The sequence below is a fragment of the Paenibacillus sp. LRG-1 genome, assembly GCF_057220305.1.
In genome coordinates this window covers 806,113-828,450 of record NZ_CM170126.1, presented here as the reverse complement: position 1 = coordinate 828,450, position 22,338 = coordinate 806,113, and the positions used below count along the sequence as shown (strand labels likewise).

19 protein-coding genes are annotated in these 22,338 nt (G+C 46.0%); 6 read left to right on the top strand and 13 right to left on the bottom strand.

What is annotated here, in order from left to right:
* Positions 1–75: 75 nt before the first annotated feature.
* The 4 genes from queG to ACUUJN_RS03680 all read right to left on the bottom strand — a co-directional run bounded on the left by queG (position 76) and on the right by ACUUJN_RS03680 (position 3,592).
* Positions 76–1,824: a tRNA epoxyqueuosine(34) reductase QueG gene (gene queG, locus ACUUJN_RS03695; RefSeq protein WP_068939420.1), complete on the bottom strand. Its 1,749-nt coding sequence runs from the start codon at positions 1,822–1,824 to the stop codon at positions 76–78.
* 95 nt (positions 1,825–1,919) lie between these two features.
* Positions 1,920–2,357 (bottom strand): ribonuclease HI, encoded by a 438-nt coding sequence (rnhA, locus tag ACUUJN_RS03690; protein ID WP_023986996.1) that lies wholly within the window; start codon positions 2,355–2,357, stop codon positions 1,920–1,922.
* A gap of 93 nt (positions 2,358–2,450) precedes the next feature.
* Positions 2,451–3,035 carry a signal peptidase I gene (gene lepB, locus ACUUJN_RS03685; RefSeq protein ID WP_068939422.1) on the bottom strand — a complete coding sequence of 195 codons (585 nt, stop codon included), beginning with the start codon at positions 3,033–3,035 and terminating at the stop codon, positions 2,451–2,453.
* Between the two features lie 131 nt (positions 3,036–3,166).
* On the bottom strand, positions 3,167–3,592 hold the full coding sequence (locus tag ACUUJN_RS03680) for a GNAT family N-acetyltransferase (RefSeq protein ID WP_023986994.1): 426 nt from the start codon (positions 3,590–3,592) through the stop codon (positions 3,167–3,169).
* A gap of 521 nt (positions 3,593–4,113) precedes the next feature.
* On the opposite strand from ACUUJN_RS03680, the gene ACUUJN_RS03675 reads away from it, so the two are divergent.
* Together ACUUJN_RS03675 and ACUUJN_RS03670 are read left to right on the top strand one after the other, a co-directional pair.
* Positions 4,114–4,728, top strand: coding sequence for a superoxide dismutase (locus ACUUJN_RS03675; RefSeq protein ID WP_023986992.1), 615 nt, complete (start codon positions 4,114–4,116; stop codon positions 4,726–4,728).
* A 134-nt stretch (positions 4,729–4,862) separates the two neighbouring features.
* Positions 4,863–5,354 carry a DinB family protein gene (locus tag ACUUJN_RS03670; protein ID WP_028541012.1) on the top strand — a complete coding sequence of 164 codons (492 nt, stop codon included), beginning with the start codon at positions 4,863–4,865 and terminating at the stop codon, positions 5,352–5,354.
* A gap of 192 nt (positions 5,355–5,546) precedes the next feature.
* Here ACUUJN_RS03670 and ACUUJN_RS03665 read toward each other — a convergent pair whose 3' ends face one another.
* Together ACUUJN_RS03665 and ACUUJN_RS03660 are read right to left on the bottom strand one after the other, a co-directional pair.
* Entirely contained in the window at positions 5,547–6,980 is a 1,434-nt protein-coding gene (locus ACUUJN_RS03665; RefSeq protein WP_340859211.1) for a PTS transporter subunit EIIC, read from the bottom strand.
* A 24-nt stretch (positions 6,981–7,004) separates the two neighbouring features.
* Positions 7,005–9,197, bottom strand: a complete 2,193-nt coding sequence (locus ACUUJN_RS03660) for an alpha-galactosidase (RefSeq protein WP_340859209.1) — start codon at positions 9,195–9,197, stop codon at positions 7,005–7,007.
* Positions 9,198–9,371: 174 nt separating this feature from the next.
* Between ACUUJN_RS03660 and ACUUJN_RS03655 the strand changes: the two genes are divergently transcribed.
* On the top strand, positions 9,372–10,193 hold the full coding sequence (locus ACUUJN_RS03655; RefSeq protein ID WP_348624361.1) for an AraC family transcriptional regulator: 822 nt from the start codon (positions 9,372–9,374) through the stop codon (positions 10,191–10,193).
* A 604-nt stretch (positions 10,194–10,797) separates the two neighbouring features.
* Here ACUUJN_RS03655 and ACUUJN_RS03650 read toward each other — a convergent pair.
* On the bottom strand, positions 10,798–11,376 hold the full coding sequence (locus ACUUJN_RS03650) for a hydrolase (RefSeq protein WP_029515795.1): 579 nt from the start codon (positions 11,374–11,376) through the stop codon (positions 10,798–10,800).
* A 125-nt stretch (positions 11,377–11,501) separates the two neighbouring features.
* Between ACUUJN_RS03650 and ACUUJN_RS03645 the strand changes: the two genes are divergently transcribed.
* Positions 11,502–12,395, top strand: a complete 894-nt coding sequence (locus tag ACUUJN_RS03645) for a TetR/AcrR family transcriptional regulator (RefSeq protein WP_029515796.1) — start codon at positions 11,502–11,504, stop codon at positions 12,393–12,395.
* A 250-nt stretch (positions 12,396–12,645) separates the two neighbouring features.
* Here the strand turns inward: ACUUJN_RS03645 and mutY are convergent, their stop codons facing one another.
* Both mutY and acpS read right to left on the bottom strand, forming a co-directional pair.
* Positions 12,646–13,878, bottom strand: coding sequence for an A/G-specific adenine glycosylase (gene mutY, locus ACUUJN_RS03640; RefSeq protein ID WP_340859204.1), 1,233 nt, complete (start codon positions 13,876–13,878; stop codon positions 12,646–12,648).
* Between the two features lie 4 nt (positions 13,879–13,882).
* The gene (acpS, locus tag ACUUJN_RS03635; protein WP_023986981.1) at positions 13,883–14,287 is read right to left on the bottom strand and encodes a holo-ACP synthase; all 405 of its coding nucleotides are present in this window, start codon (positions 14,285–14,287) and stop codon (positions 13,883–13,885) included.
* Positions 14,288–14,471: 184 nt separating this feature from the next.
* Between acpS and ACUUJN_RS03630 the strand changes: the two genes are divergently transcribed.
* Complete coding sequence (locus tag ACUUJN_RS03630; RefSeq protein ID WP_069080781.1) at positions 14,472–15,299, top strand: alpha/beta hydrolase family protein; 828 nt, start codon at positions 14,472–14,474, stop codon at positions 15,297–15,299.
* 211 nt (positions 15,300–15,510) lie between these two features.
* Here the strand turns inward: ACUUJN_RS03630 and nadE are convergent, their stop codons facing one another.
* From nadE to ACUUJN_RS03615, 3 genes are all read right to left on the bottom strand, one after another.
* A complete protein-coding gene (nadE, locus tag ACUUJN_RS03625; RefSeq protein ID WP_025722646.1) occupies positions 15,511–16,320 on the bottom strand; it encodes an ammonia-dependent NAD(+) synthetase in 810 nt (269 codons plus the stop codon).
* 101 nt (positions 16,321–16,421) lie between these two features.
* Complete coding sequence (locus ACUUJN_RS03620; protein WP_023986978.1) at positions 16,422–16,856, bottom strand: BrxA/BrxB family bacilliredoxin; 435 nt, start codon at positions 16,854–16,856, stop codon at positions 16,422–16,424.
* 141 nt (positions 16,857–16,997) lie between these two features.
* On the bottom strand, positions 16,998–18,737 hold the full coding sequence (locus tag ACUUJN_RS03615; protein WP_028541021.1) for a two-component system sensor histidine kinase NtrB: 1,740 nt from the start codon (positions 18,735–18,737) through the stop codon (positions 16,998–17,000).
* Positions 18,738–19,027: 290 nt separating this feature from the next.
* On the opposite strand from ACUUJN_RS03615, the gene ACUUJN_RS03610 reads away from it, so the two are divergent.
* Positions 19,028–20,287: a BaiN/RdsA family NAD(P)/FAD-dependent oxidoreductase gene (locus tag ACUUJN_RS03610; protein ID WP_340859197.1), complete on the top strand. Its 1,260-nt coding sequence runs from the start codon at positions 19,028–19,030 to the stop codon at positions 20,285–20,287.
* Between the two features lie 282 nt (positions 20,288–20,569).
* On the opposite strand, the gene ACUUJN_RS03605 is transcribed toward ACUUJN_RS03610, so the two are convergent.
* Positions 20,570–22,240 carry a ribonuclease J gene (locus ACUUJN_RS03605; protein ID WP_484669731.1) on the bottom strand — a complete coding sequence of 557 codons (1,671 nt, stop codon included), beginning with the start codon at positions 22,238–22,240 and terminating at the stop codon, positions 20,570–20,572.
* Positions 22,241–22,338: the final 98 nt, after the last annotated feature.

Genomic DNA, 22,338 nt, shown 5'->3' with positions numbered 1-22,338 from the left:
ACATCTTGAATTGCACGAACCTATCATAGCAAAACATGGGACAGCTAGCAAATCACTTTTTGCAAACATATGTCCTTATTGTTTCTCCAAATCCAGCAGCTTCGTCTTGACTGGTAAGCCTCCAGCATAACCGACCAAACTTCCGTTTGCACCCGATACCCGGTGACATGGAAACAGAATGGGTAACGGATTTTTGTTATTGGCTCCACCCACAGCACGTACCGCCTTGGCTCGTCCGATCGATTCTGCAATATCTTTGTAGGACACACTTTGTCCGTACGGAATATTTTGTAATGCACGCCATACCTGCTCTTGAAAAGGAGTGCCCCTCAAATCATAGGCTATACTGAATTCCCGTCGTTCTCCCGCAAAATATTCACGCAGTTGGTCCGCGGCTTCGCGCAGTTTTTCCGGCTCCTGCACATAGACATATTCCCCAATCCATGTTCGGGCCCATTGCTGAAGCAGTGCTTCCTTTGCATGAAAAACGCCATAGTCTATTCGGCACAGCCCCCGATCCGTAGCGCACAGCGTCAACGTGCCCACAGGTGTCTCCATCTCATCATAATAAATGGTGGTTGGACCCTGTGAATCTCCGGCCGTTACTTCTGATTTTGGTAATTCAGACGCCTTTTGCTGTTCTGCCTGCTCTTGTTCCTCTAGTTTGGAATGCGCTTGCGCGATCATTTCGCGTACTTGCTCATGTTGTTCCTTCTCTGATGCTTGCTTGATCGCTGTCATAGCGTTCTCCCCTCCTATTCGACTCAAAGCCCACGCCGCCGTGCCTCGTAGCTCGGGACGCGGATCATCCAATAAAACCTCCGTTAACTTGGGCACCGCGCTGATATCCTTGAAATTGCCCAGTCCAATGACTGCATTGCGTTGAATGGGCTTCTTCCCCCGCCAAGCCGCCGCACTTTGTCCAAATTGGTCTTTGAATTCACGGTTGCTCAAATCCAATAACGGCAGCAGCAACGGCTTCACAATTTCAGGATCGGGTGTAAGCTCGGGATGGTGATCCCAGTTGAGACCCCGATTTTTGGGGCATACCATTTGGCAGGTATCACATCCGTATAGCCGATTCCCTATCTTCCGCATAAACTCCTCATCCAGAAAGCCCTTCGTTTGCGTCAAAAAGGACACACACCGCTGGGCATTCAGCTGTCCAGGACCCACAAGCGCGCCCGTAGGACAGGCATCCAAACATTTGGTACACTCGCCGCAACCATCCGTTACCGGTTCATCTGGCTGGAAAGGAATGTTCGTCAACAGCTCACCTAGATAAATCCATGATCCCAGCGTCGGTGAAATCATCATCGTATTTTTGCCGCTAAAGCCAATCCCTGCGCGTTCCGCAACGGCTCGATCCGACAATTCTCCGGTATCCACCATGTTTTTCAATATGGCATCAGGTACCCGCTCACTTATAAAAGCCTCAAGCTTTTCCATCGCTTCGCGTAGTACCAGATGATAATCTTTCCCCCAGGCTGAACGTGCCAAAATACCACGGTACTTCCCCTTGTCCGACTTCGGCGGGTCCTTCATTTTGGAAGGGTACGCCACCGCAATAGCAATCAGAGATGCAGGCTGTGAGCCATACAGCTCCGGGTAGATCCGCTTATCAATATCTGGCTCCTCAAAGCCGGATTCATAGCCTTTCGCACGATGCTCTTCCAATATAGCTTTCAGAGACAGAAAGGGGTCGGCGGATGCGAACCCGATGGAGTCGATACCCAGCCCTGGAGCTGCCTCAATAATTTCCTGCTTGAGCGAAGCCCAAGTCGAAGCGGTTCCGGCAGCCGCCTGAGTCAATCCGCGTTGCATCCGATACTCACCTCTCTTCCACTTTTCATCATTACAGATATGAGGATTTGCAAAATTCTCATATCTCAAATTTCAACAGAAAACAGCAGCAGATGCTACCGTAAATTTTTAACAGCACTGGTCGCCAGAAAATCACAGCGATTATTCAGTTCATTGTCACTGTGCCCCTTAACCTTCACATATTCAACCTCATGCTTACCCATCAGTTCCCACAGTTCTTCCCATAGTTCCTTGTTCTCCACTGGCTGATTTTTACTGTTGCGCCAGCCATTACGAAGCCAGTTCTTAATCCAGCCCTGTTTGAAGCAATTGACCACATAGGCAGAGTCACTATGTACTTTCACATGGCAAGGCTCCTTGAGCAGCTTCAGTGCTTCAATCACGGACTTGATCTCCATACGGTTGTTTGTCGTCATTTTCTCGGCACCTGACAGCTCTTTACGATGTTCCCCATACAGCAAAACAATCCCCCAGCCCCCAGGACCCGGATTTCCCGAACAAGCACCGTCGGTATATACCATCACTTCTTTCATCATCCTCTTCCTTTCCTCATCGGTAACCTCCTGCTCCGTCATGGTCCAGATCGGTTCGGACGTGTTCCGCATTAATTTCAGACTTTAGTTGCTCTATAGCCATTTCCACTCAGATATCGGCCAAAATATAAATTCTGCACGTCCCAGTAAATCTTGAGATTTAATGCTGCCAAAATAGCGGCTATCCTTGCTTGCTGCAGTATGGCGATTATCTCCCATGACAAAAAAGTGCTCCTGCTCCACCGTAAAAGGACCATAATCACCATCCTCCACGTCAGAGTTGGTGTAAGGTTCATTTAGCAGTTCACCGTTCACATACAAATGATTATGTTCAACTCGGATTACATCTCCGGGAATACCTATGACTCTTTTCACTAAAAATCTTGGACTCGACAGCTTGGAATCGGGATCTTTTAAAATCACAATGTCCCCCCTGCCCGGATCATGAAAATTATAAACCAGCTTGTTGACGAACAAATGCTGACTTTCCATTAACGTCGGCTGCATCGAATGTCCTCTGACCGTGGACAAGTTAAATACAAACAGGTTCAGAAGCAGCAAGACGACCATGGCAATCAGAAGGGTGACTAACCAATCGCGTATGTAACCAGAGCGACCTGCTGGTTTGGACGTTTCCGGCGAGGGAAGTGGGCCTGACGAAGGAGCCAAAGCGTCCATAATTAAACCTCCTCAACCCTGTTATAAATAGAAAAGCATATCCCGTACCCGATTGCAACGGTTACTCAGATATGCTCTAAATGTAAATATTATACTTAATGTTATTCAATTCTCTTTATTTCGATTCCCGATTAATGAGGCGCCAAAATACTCAGCTTCTGAAAAGCCTGTAAAATCTGGCTTGCTCCATAGCCCATCGCTTCGTACAAAGGCATGGCCGCACTGTTATGCTTGTCCCCTGCTACCCAAATACGGCTAACCTTACGTTGCTGAAAACGCTGCTCCATGGATTCCACAAGCGATTTGCCGATTCCCATCCGACGACGATCCGGATGAATAGCGATACGATAGTAACAACCATCATTCTGATCGATCGTGCCGATCAAAGCACCAACGATCTCACCCTCTTCTTCTGCAACGATGATCAAACCGGAATCCCACGAAAGCTGACGGGCAAACGCACTCACCGTCTCTTTGTAGCACTCCTCTGACAAGGCAATTTGCATGAGTTCCGTTACTGAGTTCACATCACTTAATTGAAAGGAACGAACGTGCATAAGTAATATCTCCCTTTTCGTAAGCATAATAAAAAAATTGAGACAGCACCGTCATTTTTACATAAATCCTTAAATTTCTTATCATGGTGTTAATCACAAGGCATTATGATAAAAATGCATACGATCTGCTATATATGAAATGAAGAACAGGAAAAGGGTGTATGCCCTCAAGTTCGTCATGTCATAGACATGACAGATTATAGCAGACGACAAAAAAGCCGAAATTTCTGCTTCCTTGACCATTAAACCATACTTTTTGATGGAATACATCCCTTTTTCTCATGTAAGCGCTGTATATAAAGCGTTTACATTTTAATGTTCACAATTTACCTCTTATTACCTAGGTATTATGTATTCAAATCGGGTTTTTGGACATGCTAGCTACCAGGCCGTATTGCCCAGTTTGCTATTTTACAAACAAAAATGTTGATTAAATAGGCTGAATGCGGTTTAATATAACTGTCGAGGGTATTATTACATAGGAACACTTACCCAACCATATAACCAGGAGGGATTTTACTATGGCATTTCAATTACCAGAACTTCCTTACGCAAAAGACGCACTGGAACCGCACATTGATGCACTGACAGTAGAAATTCACCATGATCGTCACCATAACACATATGTAACGAACTTAAACGCAGCTCTGGAGAGCGCTCCTGAACTGCAAAGCAAAAGCCTGGAGGATCTGATCTCCAATCTGGACAGCGTTCCTGAAAGCATCCGCACTGCGGTTCGCAACAACGGTGGTGGACACCACAACCACAGCCTGTTCTGGGAAGTTATCGGTCCTAACGGCGGTGGACAACCGACAGGTGCTATTGCTGAAGCAATCAGCAACGAGCTGGGCGGCTACGACAAATTTAAAGAAGACTTCACTAAAGCAGCTACAACACGTTTTGGTAGCGGCTGGGCTTGGTTGGTTGTCGGCAAAGACGGCAAACTGGCGATCACTAGCACTCCAAACCAGGATAGCCCGCTGTCCGAAGGTCTGACTCCGGTACTTGGACTGGACGTTTGGGAGCATGCTTACTACCTGAAATATCAAAACAAACGCCCAGACTACATTGCAGCATTCTACAATGTAATCAACTGGGATGAAGTAAACAAACGTTACGCGGCTGCAAAGAAATAAGCCAGTAACAACATCTCTATCCTATAATAAAGGGCTGTCTCAAAAGTAGATTTTCTACGAATGAGACAGCCCTTTTGGCATACCATGGTAAACTGGTGGAGATGATTCTCGAATACAGCTCTGGAGGTTGATGGATGCAGACTTTTTTTCGTTACAACTGGATGATTCGGGAACAATGGTACCGCTGGTGTGAAGAGGTGTCGCAGGAGGAATTACTGAAACAACGCGTCGGCGGAGTCGGCAGCATTCTAAAGACACTCTTTCATATCGTTGATGTGGAGTGGAGCTGGATTCAAACGATTCAGGGCAAACCCGACTTTCAGGAGGACTTCTCTCTGTATGATACGCTCGACAAAGTCCGTGAGCTGGATGCAAAGTTTCGACTCGATGTCGAGCCGTTCGTGCTCGCCTGGCATGATGGTCTGGAACGGAAAAGGTTTGAAGATCACCTCCCAGACGGCAGGATTGTAATTGATGCCTGGGGCGAGGTGATGCGTCATGTCATCGCCCACCAAATCCACCATATTGGGCAGTTGTCCATATGGTCTCGGGAGCTAGGCAAGCCTCCGGTTTCGGCCAATGTAATCGGCAAAGGGCTGATTGAAAGCGATGGTGGCATCGATTAGCTTTAACGAACATACAAGTATATTCATGTGACTCAGAGCCGTCCTCGGTCTTTTTTAACGACTGAGGACGGCTCTTTTACTTTTTCATCTATACTCTCTTGTCCATTCCACGCATATTCTCTTCTTTTAACCGTTTTCATAAAGCCTGATTGTAACTGATTAAGTTATTCAACTTATCAATACTCTCTTGGTTCAGAGTGTTGACCTCTTGCTCTTGATAGCACCGTAAGCCAATGTAAATAATGCTCCACATAACAGGGCAATAAGATGAGCGATAAGATAATTCATATGACCATGGTTCTCTGACGCTGCAATTGCAAAGCCAGGAAGAGCCGTGGTTCCGAATCCTATGGCTGTCAGCTTGCTTAAATATACATATGCTCCCGCAATCATTCCTCCAAGGCATCCAGCAACCAAGGGGAACTTATACTTTAAAGTGACCCCGAAGATCGCTGGTTCGGAGATTCCAAAAAGTACAGACCCGAATGCAGAGTAACCCATTTCTTTAACCTTGGTGTCTTTGCGATTCAAAAGAATATACCCCAAAACGGCGCCCCCTTGAGCCATCAAAGCTACTGATGCCAATGGGTTGATAAAATTTCTGCCTGTATCGGTTAACAGCTGCGCTTCTACCGCACCCATAACATGATGTAAGCCTGTAATAACAATGATCTGCTGAATGCCTGCAAAAAACATAAAACCGAATATCCCAAGGTTTTGCGTCATCCAAAGCAGCGAAACGGTGACCAGACTGGCTAGCTCTCGCCCAAGAGGGCCGATAATCGTAAACAATAGCAGGGAAGAAATAAAGACCGTCAGCAACGGAGCCAAAAATAGTTTAATCATGTCTGGAACCTTTTTGTTAAAAAACTGATCCAACTTGGCTACCACATATCCCATCATTAGAGCAATAATAATACCGCCCTGAAATCCAACCAACTGTACGGGAAGGCCGAAAAGACTGATCGATTCCGGATTTTGACTCCCTTTAGCTACCTCAAAAGCATCTGCCAGTGCCGGATGAAGCATAATCGCACCCAGCACAAGCCCCAGAATAGGACGACCGCCGTATCTCTTGGTTGCGGAATAAACAACAAGCAGCGGCAGGATTGTAAAAATACCCGTGGAAACGATTTGAACGAAGCGATTGATCCCTTGAAAAATTGGATACATCTCCACAATTGACTTAGGACCGAATAACCCCTTCTGACCTAACAGCCCGGTTATCCCCATTAACAATGCGGCAGCAAGAATTCCCGGCATGATCTCAATGAAGACATCTGACAGCGATTTAATGGCCTTTTGAAAAGGATTTTGCTTTTGTGCGGACTTCGATTTGACATCACTTAATGACATATCTTCTGTTCCGGTCAGTTTGGAGAACACGGCATAGATGTTATTGACCAACCCTGCTCCAAAAATGATCTGCAGTTGGTCCCCCGCTATGAAAACGCCTTTAACCAGATCAATATCTTCAATCTTTTTTAATTCCGCTTTTTCATTGTCCTCAAGTACAATTCTTAATCTTGTGGCACAATGGGCCACACCGATAATGTTCTCTTCACCACCGATATATTTTAAAATTTCTTGAGAAATTTGCTTATACTGCTTTTCTTTTGCTTCCATCTAGTAAAACCTCCTCTAGCTGAGTCAGATGTCTTCTTTAACAAATCTCCAGAACATGCCTAAAAAGTCCTGCTTTACCCTGGCAAGTGTTATGCCGACATGCATTAATTCATCACCGCCGAACAGCTCACCGGTTTCTACATTTCTATAAACGTAGTCTGGATTCAGACCTTTAAATTTTAATGTTTTAATCGCGGCAGCAGGTTGGGATAAAATCTTGAAATAGCTGGCCGCCATTTCCATTTGATCCTCTGATACAAAGCTCCATGCGGCTTCATTTTCATCAAACGGATTAATTATTCTGTAAAACTTCCCAAATTGAATGAGCGATCTCATTTCTTTATATAGAGCTATCTGTTTTTTTACTATTTCTTTTTCCTCAACGGTTAATGTCGTCAAATCTAGCTCATATCCAAAATTCCCGGCCATGGCGACATAACCTCTTGTCTCCAAGGGAGTTATTCTGCCCACTTGATGGTTGGGTACTGTGGAGACGTGTGCCCCCATGGTAATTGGAGGGTAGACAAGACTTGTTCCCCATTGAATTTTCAGTCGGCAAATGGCATCCGTATTGTCACTCGTCCAGGTCTGAGGCATGTAATAGAGCATACCGGCATCAAAACGGCCTCCTCCACTAGAACAGCTCTCGAATAAGACATGGGGAAACTTTGATGTAAGCTCTTCCATAATATTATAGAGTCCCAGGATATAACGATGCGCAGTCTCCCTTTGTCTCTCAGGCGGCAAGGCTGCCGAACCCACATCCGTCATGTGACGATTCATGTCCCATTTTACATAAGTAATTGGAACGTCCGATAAAATATCGGAAACCGACTTAATAATGTACTCACACACTTCCTTCCTCGATAAATCCAACATCAGTTGATTTCTTCCCAACGTATACGGACGATCAGGGACATGGATACACCAATCTGGATGCTTTCTGTATAAATTGCTGTCTATGGATACCATTTCAGGTTCAAACCACAAACCAAACTCCATACCCAGATTTCGTATGCGGTTTGCAAGATCCGGCAATCCATCTGGAAGTTTGCGACGATCCACCACCCAATCGCCTAATGAAGTATTGTCATCATCCCGTTTTCCAAACCACCCATCATCCAGTACAAACAGCTCCACTCCTACACTTTGAGCCTCCTTCGCCAACTGCTCAATCTTGTCGGCATCAAAGTTAAAGTAGGTGGCTTCCCAGTTATTAATCAGGATCGGCCGCTCCTTGTCACGAAAAGGCCCACGACATAATCTGCTCCTGTATAATTCATGATAAATTCTCGACATGCCGCCCAATCCATTTTCGGTGTATACCATGACCACTTCTGGCGTTTGGAAGGATTCCTCCGGTTCAAGCAGCCATGTAAAATCAAAAGGATTAATCCCCATCGCGACTCTTGTGTTCCGATAGGAATCTACCTGAGCCTGTGCCGTAAAGTTCCCGCTGTACACCAGATTAAAGGCGTACACTTCACCCTGTTCTTCATCTGTTCCTTCTCTTACAAGTGCCATAAAGGGTGCCTGTTGAGGGCTGCTGGCTCCACGGCAGCTGTCTACCATTTGAATTCCGGGTAAAATTTTTCGCCTTGCTATATTTTTTTCATTATTATGCGCACCGTACAAGGTAATTAGTTCGTATTCATCATCACGAAAATCCACACTAGCACTTAACGCTTTAAGCAGTTTTAGCTGCTGCCGACCTTCATTATCGAACCGGACTGAACGGGTGATGACATCCCACTTTTGATATAGGCTATAGGATAGTACAACCTTTACATCAATTAATGGGTCTTCAAGGACGATTTCCAGAGTTTCTACTTCGCCATCATCCTCTGCATAAGTAGAAGGAAGCCCTTTCAATTTTGGCTTGCCTTGGTAAACCTGATGTTCTTTATACCGAAAGTCTGTCACGGTAGAACCATTCTCCAATTGAAGCTGATACGCAGGAATCCTGAAATCACTATTTCCAAATGACGGATATTCTTGTGGGATGTTATCCAGTGAAAAGGCTCGATCCGAGCCATCCGGATTGGGTGAAAATCCTCTATCCATAAAGATGATTTTATTGCTTCCCCGATAGTTCTGAATTTTCTTTCCCCAATACAGATGGGCTAAATAACCATCTCGTATAACCTGCATGACATAACTCGTATTGCTGCCTTGTAAATGGAATAAAAGATTCTCTTTATCGATGTGTATAGTCATAGCAACCCCCTTATAGCGCCAATAGTACGTTTTTTCAAAATTATAAATTATGTTGTTTTCTTATTGTTTACATCCTAATAATAATTGAATAGTTTTAATAATTATATGGAATAATGTAGACTCTATATGAAACGGTGTGATAATATACAGAGATGAATTAAGGGGTGAAAACAAATGAGTTCGCACTTTTCCAATCATTCCTATAACAACCTGGATCTCAATTTATACACATGTGGCAAAGAAAGCTGTACCAGCAAGCACTCTTATGGTCCAGCCATTCGAAGCGGGTATATGGTGCATTATATTTTAAAAGGAAAAGGGATCTTTAAAGTCAACGATAAAATCTATCATTTGGAGAAAAACGATGCTTTCTTCATTGAGCCGAAGGTTTTAATTTACTACGAAGCGGACGAAGTCGACCCATGGGAATATGCCTGGATTGGTTTTAATGGGGTGCAAGCAAAAGAATATCTAAGCCGGACCTGTATCAATAGGGACAATCCCATTTTCCGGTTTGAAGCAGAGGGCAGCCTTGCCCGCTGTATGGAGAGCATCGTCGTTTCTTCTACACTGAAATCCAACAAAGACCTACTGCTTGCATCCAAGCTATATGAATTTCTGTATTTGATGTTTGAACATTACCCTAATCAGGAAGTCAACCATGAGGTAAGACAGCAGCGGTATATTAAAGAAGCGCTTCTCTTCATTCAGCAAAACTATTCACACTTCATTACCGTAAGTGACATTGCCAAGTACATTTCAATTGACCGTTCGTATTTGCATCGTTTATTTAAACAGCAACTAAATAAGTCACCGCAGGAATTTTTATTACATTTGAGGATTGAAAAATCGTGCTCCCTATTAAGAAATACTTCCCTTAAAATCGGAGATATTGCGCGGTCTGTAGGGTATAAAGATGTACTCCTATTCTCCAAAATGTTCAAAACGGTCAACAAGGTGACTCCATCCGAATACCGAAAAAATCCCCAGGAATAACACGCTTCGTTCGCAACTAAATTAGGCATATTCATTCCAAAAACAGAAAAATAGCGGCAGCATGGATCAACCTCATGTCCATACTGCCGCTATTGTCAAAAGAAAATAAAGTTCTAGACTGAAAATTAAAGTATTAGACTGACGTTGCTTCATTAAGCTAACGGGCAGGATAGTTTAAAGCTTTCGATAAATCGTATGGCCTTACGAAAGACAATAAAAGCGCAGCTCATGATTGGAAAAGACCGTTTAAAAGAGCACCACCAATTCCACTGGCAATTATGCAAATTTATTAGCATTAGCGCTGCGCCACTAGGCGTACTCGTCCCATTGGGCACTGCGGAACTCATGCTGGTTGCTATACAAGAAGCGCGTGCCAATTGCGACGAGCCGTTCGCTCTATATCATTCAGCGGTTACTTTGTATATTTGGTGCAGCAGGTCGTATCCCATGCCGTCAGCCAATATGTGCACCCTGAGAACACATAATCGTCCTTTAAGTATGGCCAGATGAGATTCCCAGCAAACGCAAAGCGAGTTTCAAGCAGTGGCGTTCTTCGTGTATTCGGTCAAATAATACACGGGGAATGGGAAAGTCATTTTTTCAACTATAAACAGTTGCCTGAAAGGGCAGAGAGGATTTCCTGTGTTGTCCGGGTACGCCCGATGCGTGGAAAAATGAAATTTTTTACGTAATCATGCCCGGTTTCGGAAAATCCAGTCATAGCATCAATCGCCAAAATCAGCTGATACCCATGCATAAACGCCTCCCGCGCAGTCGTATCAACGCCCAACTCAGTAGCGATGCCGCATAAGACGATGGTATCAATTCCCCGGCGGCGCAACTGAAGGTCGAGCTCCGTTCCGTAAAAAGCCCCCCATTGCTTCTTCGTGATGATATGGTCTGTCTCGGTGACCCGCATTTCCGGGACGATTTGATCCCATCCTTCAGGCAGATTCAGGGGTGGTCCAGGCGAATCCAACTTAGGACGCGGGATATCCTTCAAATCTTTACTAGATACCCGGACCAGTGCAACCATTGAGCTTTGCTCACGGAAAGTATCTGCCAAGGCTGCGGCGTTAGACACTACCTGCTCAGCAGAATAAGGGGCGTATTGATTTCCTATCCACTTTTGCAAGTCAATAACAACCAACGCTGTTTTTTGTGGATCCCATAATCGTTCCATTCTGTATGTTCTCCTCATCTCTTCGATTTGACCGTATGTTTAATTACGCGAACATATAGTCATTTGACTTCATGTTTCGTATTTTGTACTATCATTCATGAATAGTCAAGGGGGAGATTTTTCTTATGAGTGTGACAAGGGAAGAGGTTTTAAAATCGGCGATGAAGCTTTTTAAGGAACATGGGTTTCTTTCGACGACGATACAGGATATTGCCGAGGATTGCGGTATTGCCAAAGGATCAGTCTATAAATATTTCCCTTCCAAGGAAGACCTCTTCAGCGAGGTGTTTGATCAATGCCATAACGCCTATTTTGATCAAGTCGATGAACTGAAACGCTTTCCCGAACTCTCGCCAGAAGAGCAGTTTCTGCAGCAGATCATTCTGCGATTCCGTTATTTTATGGAATACAAGCATATTCTGGTCGAATTCACGGAGCTCCCCATCCAACAGGATCCCAAGTTCCAGCCGCTTAGACACAAGGTTAGAGGGCGGCTCATCCGATGGCATAAAGAGTGCTTGATACAGGTTTATGGCGAAGAAATTTATCCGTTCCTGTGGGATTTGGTTTCCATCTATCGTGCGATTCTGAAGGAGTACTTATTTTGGATCGTTTATGAAGAAAAGTCTCTATCGCTTGAGGAAACGGCAAGGTTCATTTTGGATAAGCTCAATGTGCTCGTTAAGCATATGATGGCCTCTAACCTGAAGCCTCTGCTGAAACAGGCTTCGTTCGAGAGGTATTTAAGCTGGGGGCTCGAGGACCGCCAAGGGGAGAGAGAGCAGTTCCTTACCGAGCTGTTCCGGGAGATGGATTCGGCCCTTAATGTTCTTCCATCCGGCGCAAAACATCGTTCGGAGTTGAAAGAGGTTTACCATTTTATCCAGAACGAAACTCGTAAAGCGGAACCGAACTTCCCGTTGCTGCAAGCTTCGCTCTACTTTTTGGAGAGAGAGAAAGAGCTTAAAAGTCAGGTCATCCAGTTAAGGAATATTATTTATTCAGGTAGGGGGAGATAGCTTGTTATGTGAAATCAAATCTAACCCCATCGGGGACAAGAGTGAAGACTCTAGGGGGGGAGAGAACAATACGCGAGAAAGGTACGTCTAATGTTGTTACGGTTAGCGAGCATTCCGCTAACGGGAAACGTTAGTTCAATGGAAACAGCGACAGTCTCGTACTTTATTTTCTCGTCCTTGGTTGTCACTGTTTCCATTTTCTAGGCTCAGTCTAATACTTTATTTTTTGCTGACAGCTATTCAATTAACATCAGTTCTCTTTTTGATTCGCATAATACTCGGTGATCAGATCAAGGAACACCTTGGGAAATGCCAAGGTGGCCATATCCGCCTCGCTGATCCAGCGGTACCCCGCTGGCAGCACATTGCGCGTGTACTCCGCCTGCTCTGCCAGCGTAATCAACGCCCCCGGCTTCGCTCCGGTACTGTAGCTGGCCCGCTGCTCGGCAGCCAGCGGTTGTCCTCCCGCCTCCCCGGCAGGGGCGGCGACCTCTTCACACTGGAACACACGTAGGTTCCAGTGAATGTGGCTGAACGTGTGCTCCGCCTCACGTACAAACCGCACCGGGCGCGCAAGCACGCCCTCTGCCAGCAAATGAGCCGCCAAATGGTCCATGGCGGGCTCATCCGGCACCGGGCCGTTGTAGCCCTCCGGCCCGGCAAGCTCATGCGGCAGCTCCCACATGCGGGCCAACAGGCCCTTGGCCGGGCGCTGCCGTACGAGCAGGCGGCCGGCGTTCGCTCCGCTGCCCTCGATGAGAGCGACGGAGCGCGGCTCCAGCCGCGGCGGCTTCGCCTTGGTCTTGACTGGCAGTGTCTCCTCGCGACCTGCCAATCTGCCCGAGCAATGCTCCATGACCGGGCAGGTCAGACAATGAGGCGACTTCGGCGTGCAGACCAGCGCCCCCAGCTCCATCAGAGCCTGATTAAAATCAGAGGCTCTTCCTTCGGGAATCAGCTCCCGTACCAGACTTTCCATATGCGCCCGCGTGCTACCCTTCATAATATCCTCTTCAATGAGAAAATAACGCGACAGCACACGCATCACATTCCCGTCCACAGCAGGCTCTGGTCGGTTAAAGGCGATACTCATAATCGCCCCCGTCGTATATGGGCCTACTCCTTTCAGTGCAGCGACAGCTTGTGTATCATCCGGTACCTGCCCGCCGTGAAGCTCAACTACTTGTTTTGCCGCAGTTTGCAAATTCCGGGCCCGCGAATAATAACCCAGCCCTTCCCACAGCTTAAGCACATCCTCTTCGGGTGCTTCCGCCAGCGCTTCAATTGTAGGAAAACGTGCAATAAAGCGGTTAAAATACGGAATGACCGTATCCACACGCGTCTGCTGAAGCATAATTTCCGAGATCCAGATATAAAAAGGATTCCGATGGCGGCGCCACGGCAAATCGCGTTTGTTACGTGTATACCAATTCAACAGTTCAAAGCTGAAATAACGCTTTTGTTCCAATGTATTTGTAGTCATCACATCACATCTCCTTATATTCGACAATCACAAAAGCAGAGGCAATGTTAGGCTGATGTGTAATACTCAAGTGAATGCTGTAATTCGAGTCACCTGTAGACGGCAACCTCAGTCTATCCCACGCGGATGAAGACAAATAAACTACTGGCTTCCCCCCAGGTTCCGGTAAAATATCCATATCGCCGAACCCGATGATTTGCCCAATTCCACAACCGAAGGCTTTCGTTATCGCTTCCTTGGCGGCAAAGCGCCCTGCTACGAACTCCGTTAGTCTACCCTTGCGTTCCACAGCAAGCTCACGTTCTGCCGGGGTCAGCACCCGATTCAAAAACGAATCTGCATATTTACCTGCCAAAATATTAGCCATACGGTTTATTTCCAGCACATCATGTCCAATTCCGTAGATCATTTGGGTATTCCCCGTCCTTTTTACTTTACTGGATCTATTGTAACAGTGCGTCCACACCCTGGCGAGTCACAAAGGCGTAAAACCGGCACCAAAATATGTTAAAATAAGAAAGGCTATAGGTGAATGTTTTGAAATTCAGCTGATATGCCCATTTAAAAAAATTCCCGTAGAAAGGAAGGATTGGATGTCAGAAACCATTATTGTTGAAGCAGGTACCGAAGCAGGAACAGATGCGGTGATCCGGGCTTCCTGGTTTCCCGCTAAAAATACAGCCAAAAGCCTGCTCATCATCGCTCACGGCTACAAAGGATTTAAGGATTGGGGCATGTTCCCCTATATAGCAGAAGCATTGAGTACGGATAACCATGTTGTGACCTTCAACTTTTCACATAATGGCATAGGTGAGGATCTAGAGAATTTTACCGAGCTGGAAAAGTTCGCACGCAACACCTATAGCCGCGAACAAGAGGATTTGGAACTATTGCTATCCAATCTGAGAGCACGTCATGAGTTCAGAGAATTGCCGTTGTTTCTGTTAGGACATAGCCGAGGCGCGGGGAGCTGCTTTGTATATGCTCTAGATCATCCCGGTGAGATTGCTGGCGTCATTTCATGGAATGGCGTGACAGATCTTGATCTGTTTACTTTACCGCAAAAAGAAGAAATGCGCGCCAAGGGGCGCAGCTATGTGGAAAACGCCAGAACCGGACAACAGCTTCCGCTGGATGCTGTCATTCTGGAAGACCTGGAACAAAATCGCCAGCGTTTTGCCATTGTAGACAGACTTGCCAACAGCCAGCTCCCAGCTGTACTGATCCAGGGAACCGAAGATTCCAAACGTCTACGGGAAGGCTCTGCCCTGCTCACTTCCGTTCGTCCCGACATCGAATGGGTACAAATTCAAGGCGGCACTCATACCTTTAATACCGTTCATCCATTCCAGGGAGGCAGTCTTCCACTCGATCAAGCGATTACCGAAACTCGCCGCTTCATTGAGTGGATCGCCAATTAATTATTGCCCCTTCAATACAAACGGCGATCCGCCGGGCGGATCGCCGCATTTATTTACTTCAGGATTTTGCAAAATTCGATTCCATTCGCTCCAAGTGCAATATATAGACGAACTAGACCATTTCGATCTATATATTATTTATTGAAAATCGCTTATTGGATTTTTGCAAAATCCTCACTTGAGCATTTTACAATTCCATAATGATTAATGCTTACACTCCTGGGATGCTTGTCCGCTTATGCGCTGTACGTGTAAAGAAGCTTTCCAGCTTTTCGCGTGCCGCGGGGTCAATTTCCTTGCCTTCTAGGTAGTCGCTGTTTGCTTCGTAGGAGATCCCCAGTTCTTTTTCATCCGTCTGGCCTTCCCACAATCCTGCTGTAGGCGCTTTGTCCAAAATGGCCTGCGGAACTCCGAGATAGCTGGCCAGCAAGCGCACCTGACGTTTGTTAAGCGTGCTAAGTGGCGTAATATCGACCGCTCCATCGCCCCATTTGGTATAAAAGCCTGTGATGGCTTCTGAAGCGTGATCTGTGCCAACGACGAGCAGATTCAGCTCATTCGCGAGTGCGTACTGAACCACCATACGTGTTCTTGCCTTTACATTCCCTCTCACTTGCGGAGTAATGGAACGCTCCAGACCGATATCCTTTAACGTATGCTCCACTTCCACGGCAACCTTGTCCACGGCTTCCTTAATGTTCGTTTCCCCAGCATATTTCAGGTCGAACGCTTTGGCTACCGCGTAGCTATGCTCGATATCTTCCTGTTGGCCATATGGCTGGAATACACCCAGCGTTTTGTATTCGTCCCCTTGCTCCTGCGTCAATTCATCTGTAGCCCGCTTGCACAAAGCGGCTGCTACGGCACTGTCAATCCCGCCACTGATGGCGATCAACAGCCCTTTGCTTCCCGTTTTCGTTACATACGACTTGAGGAAATCCACACGCTTGCGGACCTCCGCTTCTACGTTAATCGTAGGTTGTACTCCCAATTCAGCAATAATCTGTTCCTGCAAACTCATCAGATAAGCACCTCTTTTTTAGGAATTTCCTTCACAAGCCAACATGCAAAAGCCCCGGCAAGTTTCGCAGGCGAAAAATGCGGGGCATAGCTTGAGCAGTCTTACCGGCAAAAACGATCAAATGCACTGGTCAAATCAGCAGCGATCTGATCTGCCGAACGATCCTCCACCTGATGACGCTCGATGAAGTGAACCAGCTCGCCGTCTTTCAACAGCGCGATAGAAGGGGAAGACGGTGGGTAAGGCGCGAAAAATTCGCGAGCCTTTGCTGTTGCTTCCTTGTCCTGTCCGGCAAAAACCGAATACAGATGATCTGGCGTAAGATCATGCTTCAGTGCTTCAGCCACACCTGGGCGGCATTGGCCTGCGGCACAACCACATACCGAGTTCACAACAACCAGCACTGTACCTTTAGCATTAGGCAGCTTGGCCTCCACATCTTCAGAAGTACGCAGTTCCTGAATCCCAAGATTCGTCAGTTCATCACGCATTGGCTGAACTGAATCTCTCATATATTGATCGAAAGACATAGACATATTCTTTCACTCCTTTTCCAAAAATCATGTATACTACGTTTCTAATTTCATCCTTTGCCGTAGTAAAGGCATGGACATCTAAACTTCATTATACAATCTTTTTCACGTAATTTGCAAAAATCCGGCTATATATTTGCACGATTATTTCTGTATCGAATTCATGACAGGAAACTCAGAATGATCCCGGTAAGTCGGAACGGTTCTACGCAATCGAACTTTAAACTGCGTGCCCATTCCCTCCACCGAATCTACGGCAATTGTACCGTGATGACGCTCCACTATACTTTGACATAAGGCCAGACCCAGACCTGTACCTTTCGTTTTGGTCGTGTAAAAAGGTTGGAACAGCTTTTCAAGCTGCTTTTGCGGAATTCCCGGACCTGTATCCTTTACTTCCATTTCCACGAAATCCCCTTCCTCATGAGTCGAAATGGTCAGCACTCCCTTTTCCCCCATAGCTTCCATCGCATTACGCGATAAATTAAGCAGCAATTGCTTCATTTCCTTAGGGTTCAAATGCAGCATCGTCACATGATCCTCTAACTTTAGCTCAATCGTCTGTCCCCTCAGATTCGCATCTGCCCACAATAAAGGCGTCAGTTCGCGAATAATATCATGCAGATGACATTGCTCCTTCTCAACAATTCGATTCTGGGCCAGTGAAAGAAAATCGTTAATAATCCCGTTCGCCCGGTCAAGTTCCTCCATCACAATGCGGTAATAATGGTTGAGGGATTCTGGGCTTTTCTCACGCATAAGCTGTAAAAAACCACGCACAACCGCCATCGGATTACGTATTTCATGAGTAATGCCTGCTGCCATCTGTCCAACCAGACTGAGCCTTTCAAAATTGCCTAGCTCACTACGCAGCGTCTCCAGCTCTGTAATATCTTGCAAGGCGATAATGACACCTGTCGTTTGGTTTGCATGTTTATCCCGAATAGGAAGGAAACTTGAGAAGAATACTTTTGGGGTAACATTTATAAAATCAGCCCCCGCCTCTCCTTCCAACGCTTTCGCAACTCGTTCGTTAACCGCAGGCAAAGCGCTAAAACCATATAACGAGGTGAATGGACGACCTACTACCTCAGGCAGCGTAATGTAGGGATCGTAGTCCCGATAGAGTTCCAGCATCGTTTTGTTCATATGTATAACTCGTTCTTCGCTGTCCAAAGTAACAAGAGATAACGGCATCAAATCCATAACTTGACGCAGCTTATCCACTTCAATTAAATATTTGCTCGTAAACTCAGTCACATCACGCCGTAACGCCAGCTTCTCAAAGGCATTATGCATCAGGCTCACGACCGTAAAACTTGCCAGTACCCCTGCACCAATATTCCAAAACGTTGTAAGTAAGTCAGGAATGTATACCGCAATATCCTGTTTGCCCCACAGTAGCGGAAATATCGCCTTAAACAGCATATCAGCCACAACATATGCGGAGATCAGGAGCTTTTTGTCCAACATTGTTCCTCTTTGAAAAAACTTGACATGCAGGAGCATAAAAGGAAAAAGGATAAAACCCGTGCCCACATACATCGGGGACATTTCTGTCGACTGGGCTATAATTAGGACTCCCATCAGTGCGGAAGCGGCGAGCACGAAGGCAGTGCGACGTCTACCGTACATGATGCCAACTGCAAGGGGAATAATACCGAGATTGGAAGGTAGACCATATGGAGACTGATATTGAAAGAGTGTACATAGCAATATGGCTGGCAAGCAACACAAATACAGTATTCCTTGATTGGGTCCAGGAAGCAGATTGCCACCCCAAACCTTTTTCTTATCCCCATAATCCGTTAATATAGAGAAAAAACCCGCCGATATAACGGCAAGGAGAACTTGGAGCACACTTTCCTTCAACGCAATTAACAAGGACTTCTCCCCCTCATCATCTTTCCTTGACGCCGTTAGTTGAATTAAAGCACAGGCTACAATATATTACAATATATGTGTTAAAATCCCGGTGTAGAACGACAAAATTTGCTAAATACTAGATGTTTATAAGAGGAGCGTTTTTACGCAATCCATATCCCTACAATTGAAAGATATACGCGTTACTGTACTCGAAAACTATCTAAAGTGACGGTATTACGTTATGATGAACAATCGGTTACGCCGTTCTGAATGATTTTGAAAATTTGTCGACGAAAAGGAAGAGGTTAATGACTTACGACGTTATTGTGATCGGAGGCGGCTCAGCCGGATTAATGGCTGCTGCTGCTGCCAGCGGTGAAGGTGCCAAGGTGATTTTGCTGGAAAAGGGAAATAAACTCGGGCGTAAGCTGGGGATCTCTGGTGGAGGCCGTTGCAATGTCACGAATGCCAAAGAGCTGGACGAACTCATTCGGCACATTCCCGGCAATGGCCGATTTCTGCACAGTGCACTGGCGGCTTTCGGCAATCGGGATATCATCGCCTTTTTTGAACAGTTGGGTATAGCCTTAAAGGAAGAAGACAACGGGCGTATGTTTCCAGTGACGGACAAAGCCAAAACAGTTGTCGATGCTCTGATCAACAAGGTACGCTCTCAAGGAGTCGAGATTCGGACAAGCAGTCCTGTTCAAGAGGTTATTTACACTGAAGGTCATACAGCTGGGGTGCGACTGCGTTCCGGTAAAATCCTACATAGCCGTAATGTCATTGTAGCCGTTGGTGGCAAATCCGTCCCGCATACAGGCTCGGAAGGTGACGGCTATGCATGGGCAGAACAAGCAGGGCATACCATTACGGAGCTATATCCAACAGAGGTGCCGTTGACCTCAGGCGAGACGTTTATCCAGACGAAAGAGCTTCAGGGACTATCCTTACGCGACATCAGTCTGACCGTATGGAATGCGAAGCAAAAGAAAGTTGTCGTCCATGAAGGAGATATGATTTTTACACATTTTGGTCTATCTGGCCCGACTGCTTTGCGGTGCAGTCAGTTTGTCGTCAAGGGAATGAAAAAGGATAAGGTGAACACGGTGTTGTTGACTCTCGATTTGCAGCCTCACAAACATGCCGATGAAGTCTACCGTGAGACGCTGGAATTGGCATCGGTCGATGCTAAAAAAGCGATCAAAAACGTGCTTAAGCCTTATTTACCGGAACGCTTAATTCCATTGTTGCTCCAGCAAGCCGAACTGCGTGAGGACTTGACCTATGATCATATTCCCAAGCAGCAGTGGCAAGAACTTGCTCATCGCATTAAGGCGTTTCCAATCCGTGTGAACGGTACGCTCTCTCTGAAGGAAGCATTTGTTACCGGGGGCGGTGTGAATTTGAAGGAAATTAATCCGAAAACAATGGAGTCCAAGCTGATGCCTGGATTGTTCTTCTGCGGTGAGATTCTCGATATTCACGGTTACACTGGAGGTTATAATATTACAGCGGCGTTTACGACAGGGCATACAGCAGGAACCCAAGCGGCCGTAAGCGATTAAGACGCTGCGCGTAGGATTTGATCTTACGATCGCTGTTGCCACGGGATTCTCTTGATTATATAAAACATTTAAGGGTAAGAATTCCGTGGCAAAGGCGAACGCTGTCGCTTCTCCAGATTCAAATCCTCCGCTGCGCTGCAAACCGCCATTACATCCGCATTCTTATAGGAAAAGTAGGAAGGAAATCAAAAAGGCTTAAATCAGTCATGTTACTGATTTAAGCCTTTTTTTTAAAATGGCGTAAAGAACAAGCTCCATCTTGTTTTGACATTTGCCGCTATTCTATACCTCAATAATGATAGGTAAAATCATGGGTCTTCTCTTCGTCTGACTGTAAATAAACCGGCCAACATCATCTTTTAACATCTGCTTAATCAGTCCCCACTGACTCATTTCGATTTCTGTTAACTCGTTCACTGTGGACATAATCGTGTCGTGGATCTGACTCATGAGCTCTTCGGAATCCTTAACATATACAAACCCTCTTGATATGACCTCTGGTGTTGCGAGCATTTGCTTCTCGTTTTTACTCAACGTCATCACAATAATCAGCATTCCGTCTGATGAAAGCTTTTTACGGTCTCGCAGTACAATATTACCTACGTCCCCTGTCACCAATCCGTCTACCAAGCTATTGCCGGCTGATACTTTGGGCCCCAGAGATGCCCTTCCCTCTTCGATTTGAACAGTGTCACCGTTATGGACGATAAATACATTCTCCATCGGAATCCCCACAGACTCCGCTAGCTGACGATGCTGATACAACATCCTGAATTCGCCGTGTATGGGAATTAAAAACTCGGGTTTCATCAGGGTCATCATTAATTTTAATTCTTCCTGGCTGCCATGACCGGACACGTGCATCCCTGTGGTGCTGCCTGATCCATAAATAACGTTGGCGCCCAGTACGTACAGGTTATCAATGACCTGGGAAAGATTCCGTTCATTCCCGGGTATGGCTCCTGCAGCAATGATTACAGTATCACCAGGCAAAATTTCGATTCTGGGATGCAGGGAATTGGCTAGACGGGACAGTGCAGCCATTGGCTCACCCTGACTTCCTGTACATAAAATAGCAATTTCTTCTGCAGGAAACCGTTCTGTTTCTCCCGCCTCAATCAACAAGTCCTCAGGCATGTGCAAGAAACCCAGCTCCTTAGCCACTGACACCACATTTATCATGCTGCGACCCAGTAGAACGAGTTTTCTGCCTGTTTCTACAGCCGCGTCAATGACTTGTTGGACACGGTTCACATTGGATGCAAACGTAGAAATAAATACTTGCTGTTTGGCTCTGGCAAAAGCATCCAAAATATGTCCGCCAACCAAACGCTCTGAAGGAGTAAATCCTGGCCTTTCGGCATTTGTACTTTCGGAGAGCAGCACTTTTACCCCCTTCTTTCCTATTTCAGCCATGCGATGAAGATCGGGGAAAGGTCCACTGACGGGAGACATATCGAATTTGAAATCCCCGGTATGGACCACATTTCCTTCCGGTGTCTGAAAAAAGACACCCAGGCAATCCGGGATACTGTGGACGGTAGTGAAAAAGGATGCCTGAATCGTTCCCGCTTGAACGGTTGAATCCGCATCTATAAGATGAAGCTCAGCATCACGTAAAAGGTTGTGCTCCCTTAACTTAATTTTAATTAATTCGATGGTGAGCTTTGTTCCATAAACGGGCATATTAATCTGCTTCAGCAGATAGGGAATACCTCCGATGTGATCCTCATGCCCATGAGTCACAATGAGCGCTCTGACTTTATCCTGATTTTCCAGCAGATAGGTGACATCCGGCACAATGAGGTCAATACCAGGCAAGTTCTCATCAGGAAACTTGGAACCACAATCGATAACGACAATATCCTGATCGTATTGGATAAAATACATGTTTTTCCCGATTTCATTAACACCGCCTAGAGCAGCAATGAGTAATCTATTATCAGCATGCATCAATTTTATTTCCTCCTTAGGAAAATGCTATCCATATTATTCATTTTCCACGTAAACTTATGCACAAAAAGAAACCCTTGTCTCTAAAAGACAGGGGC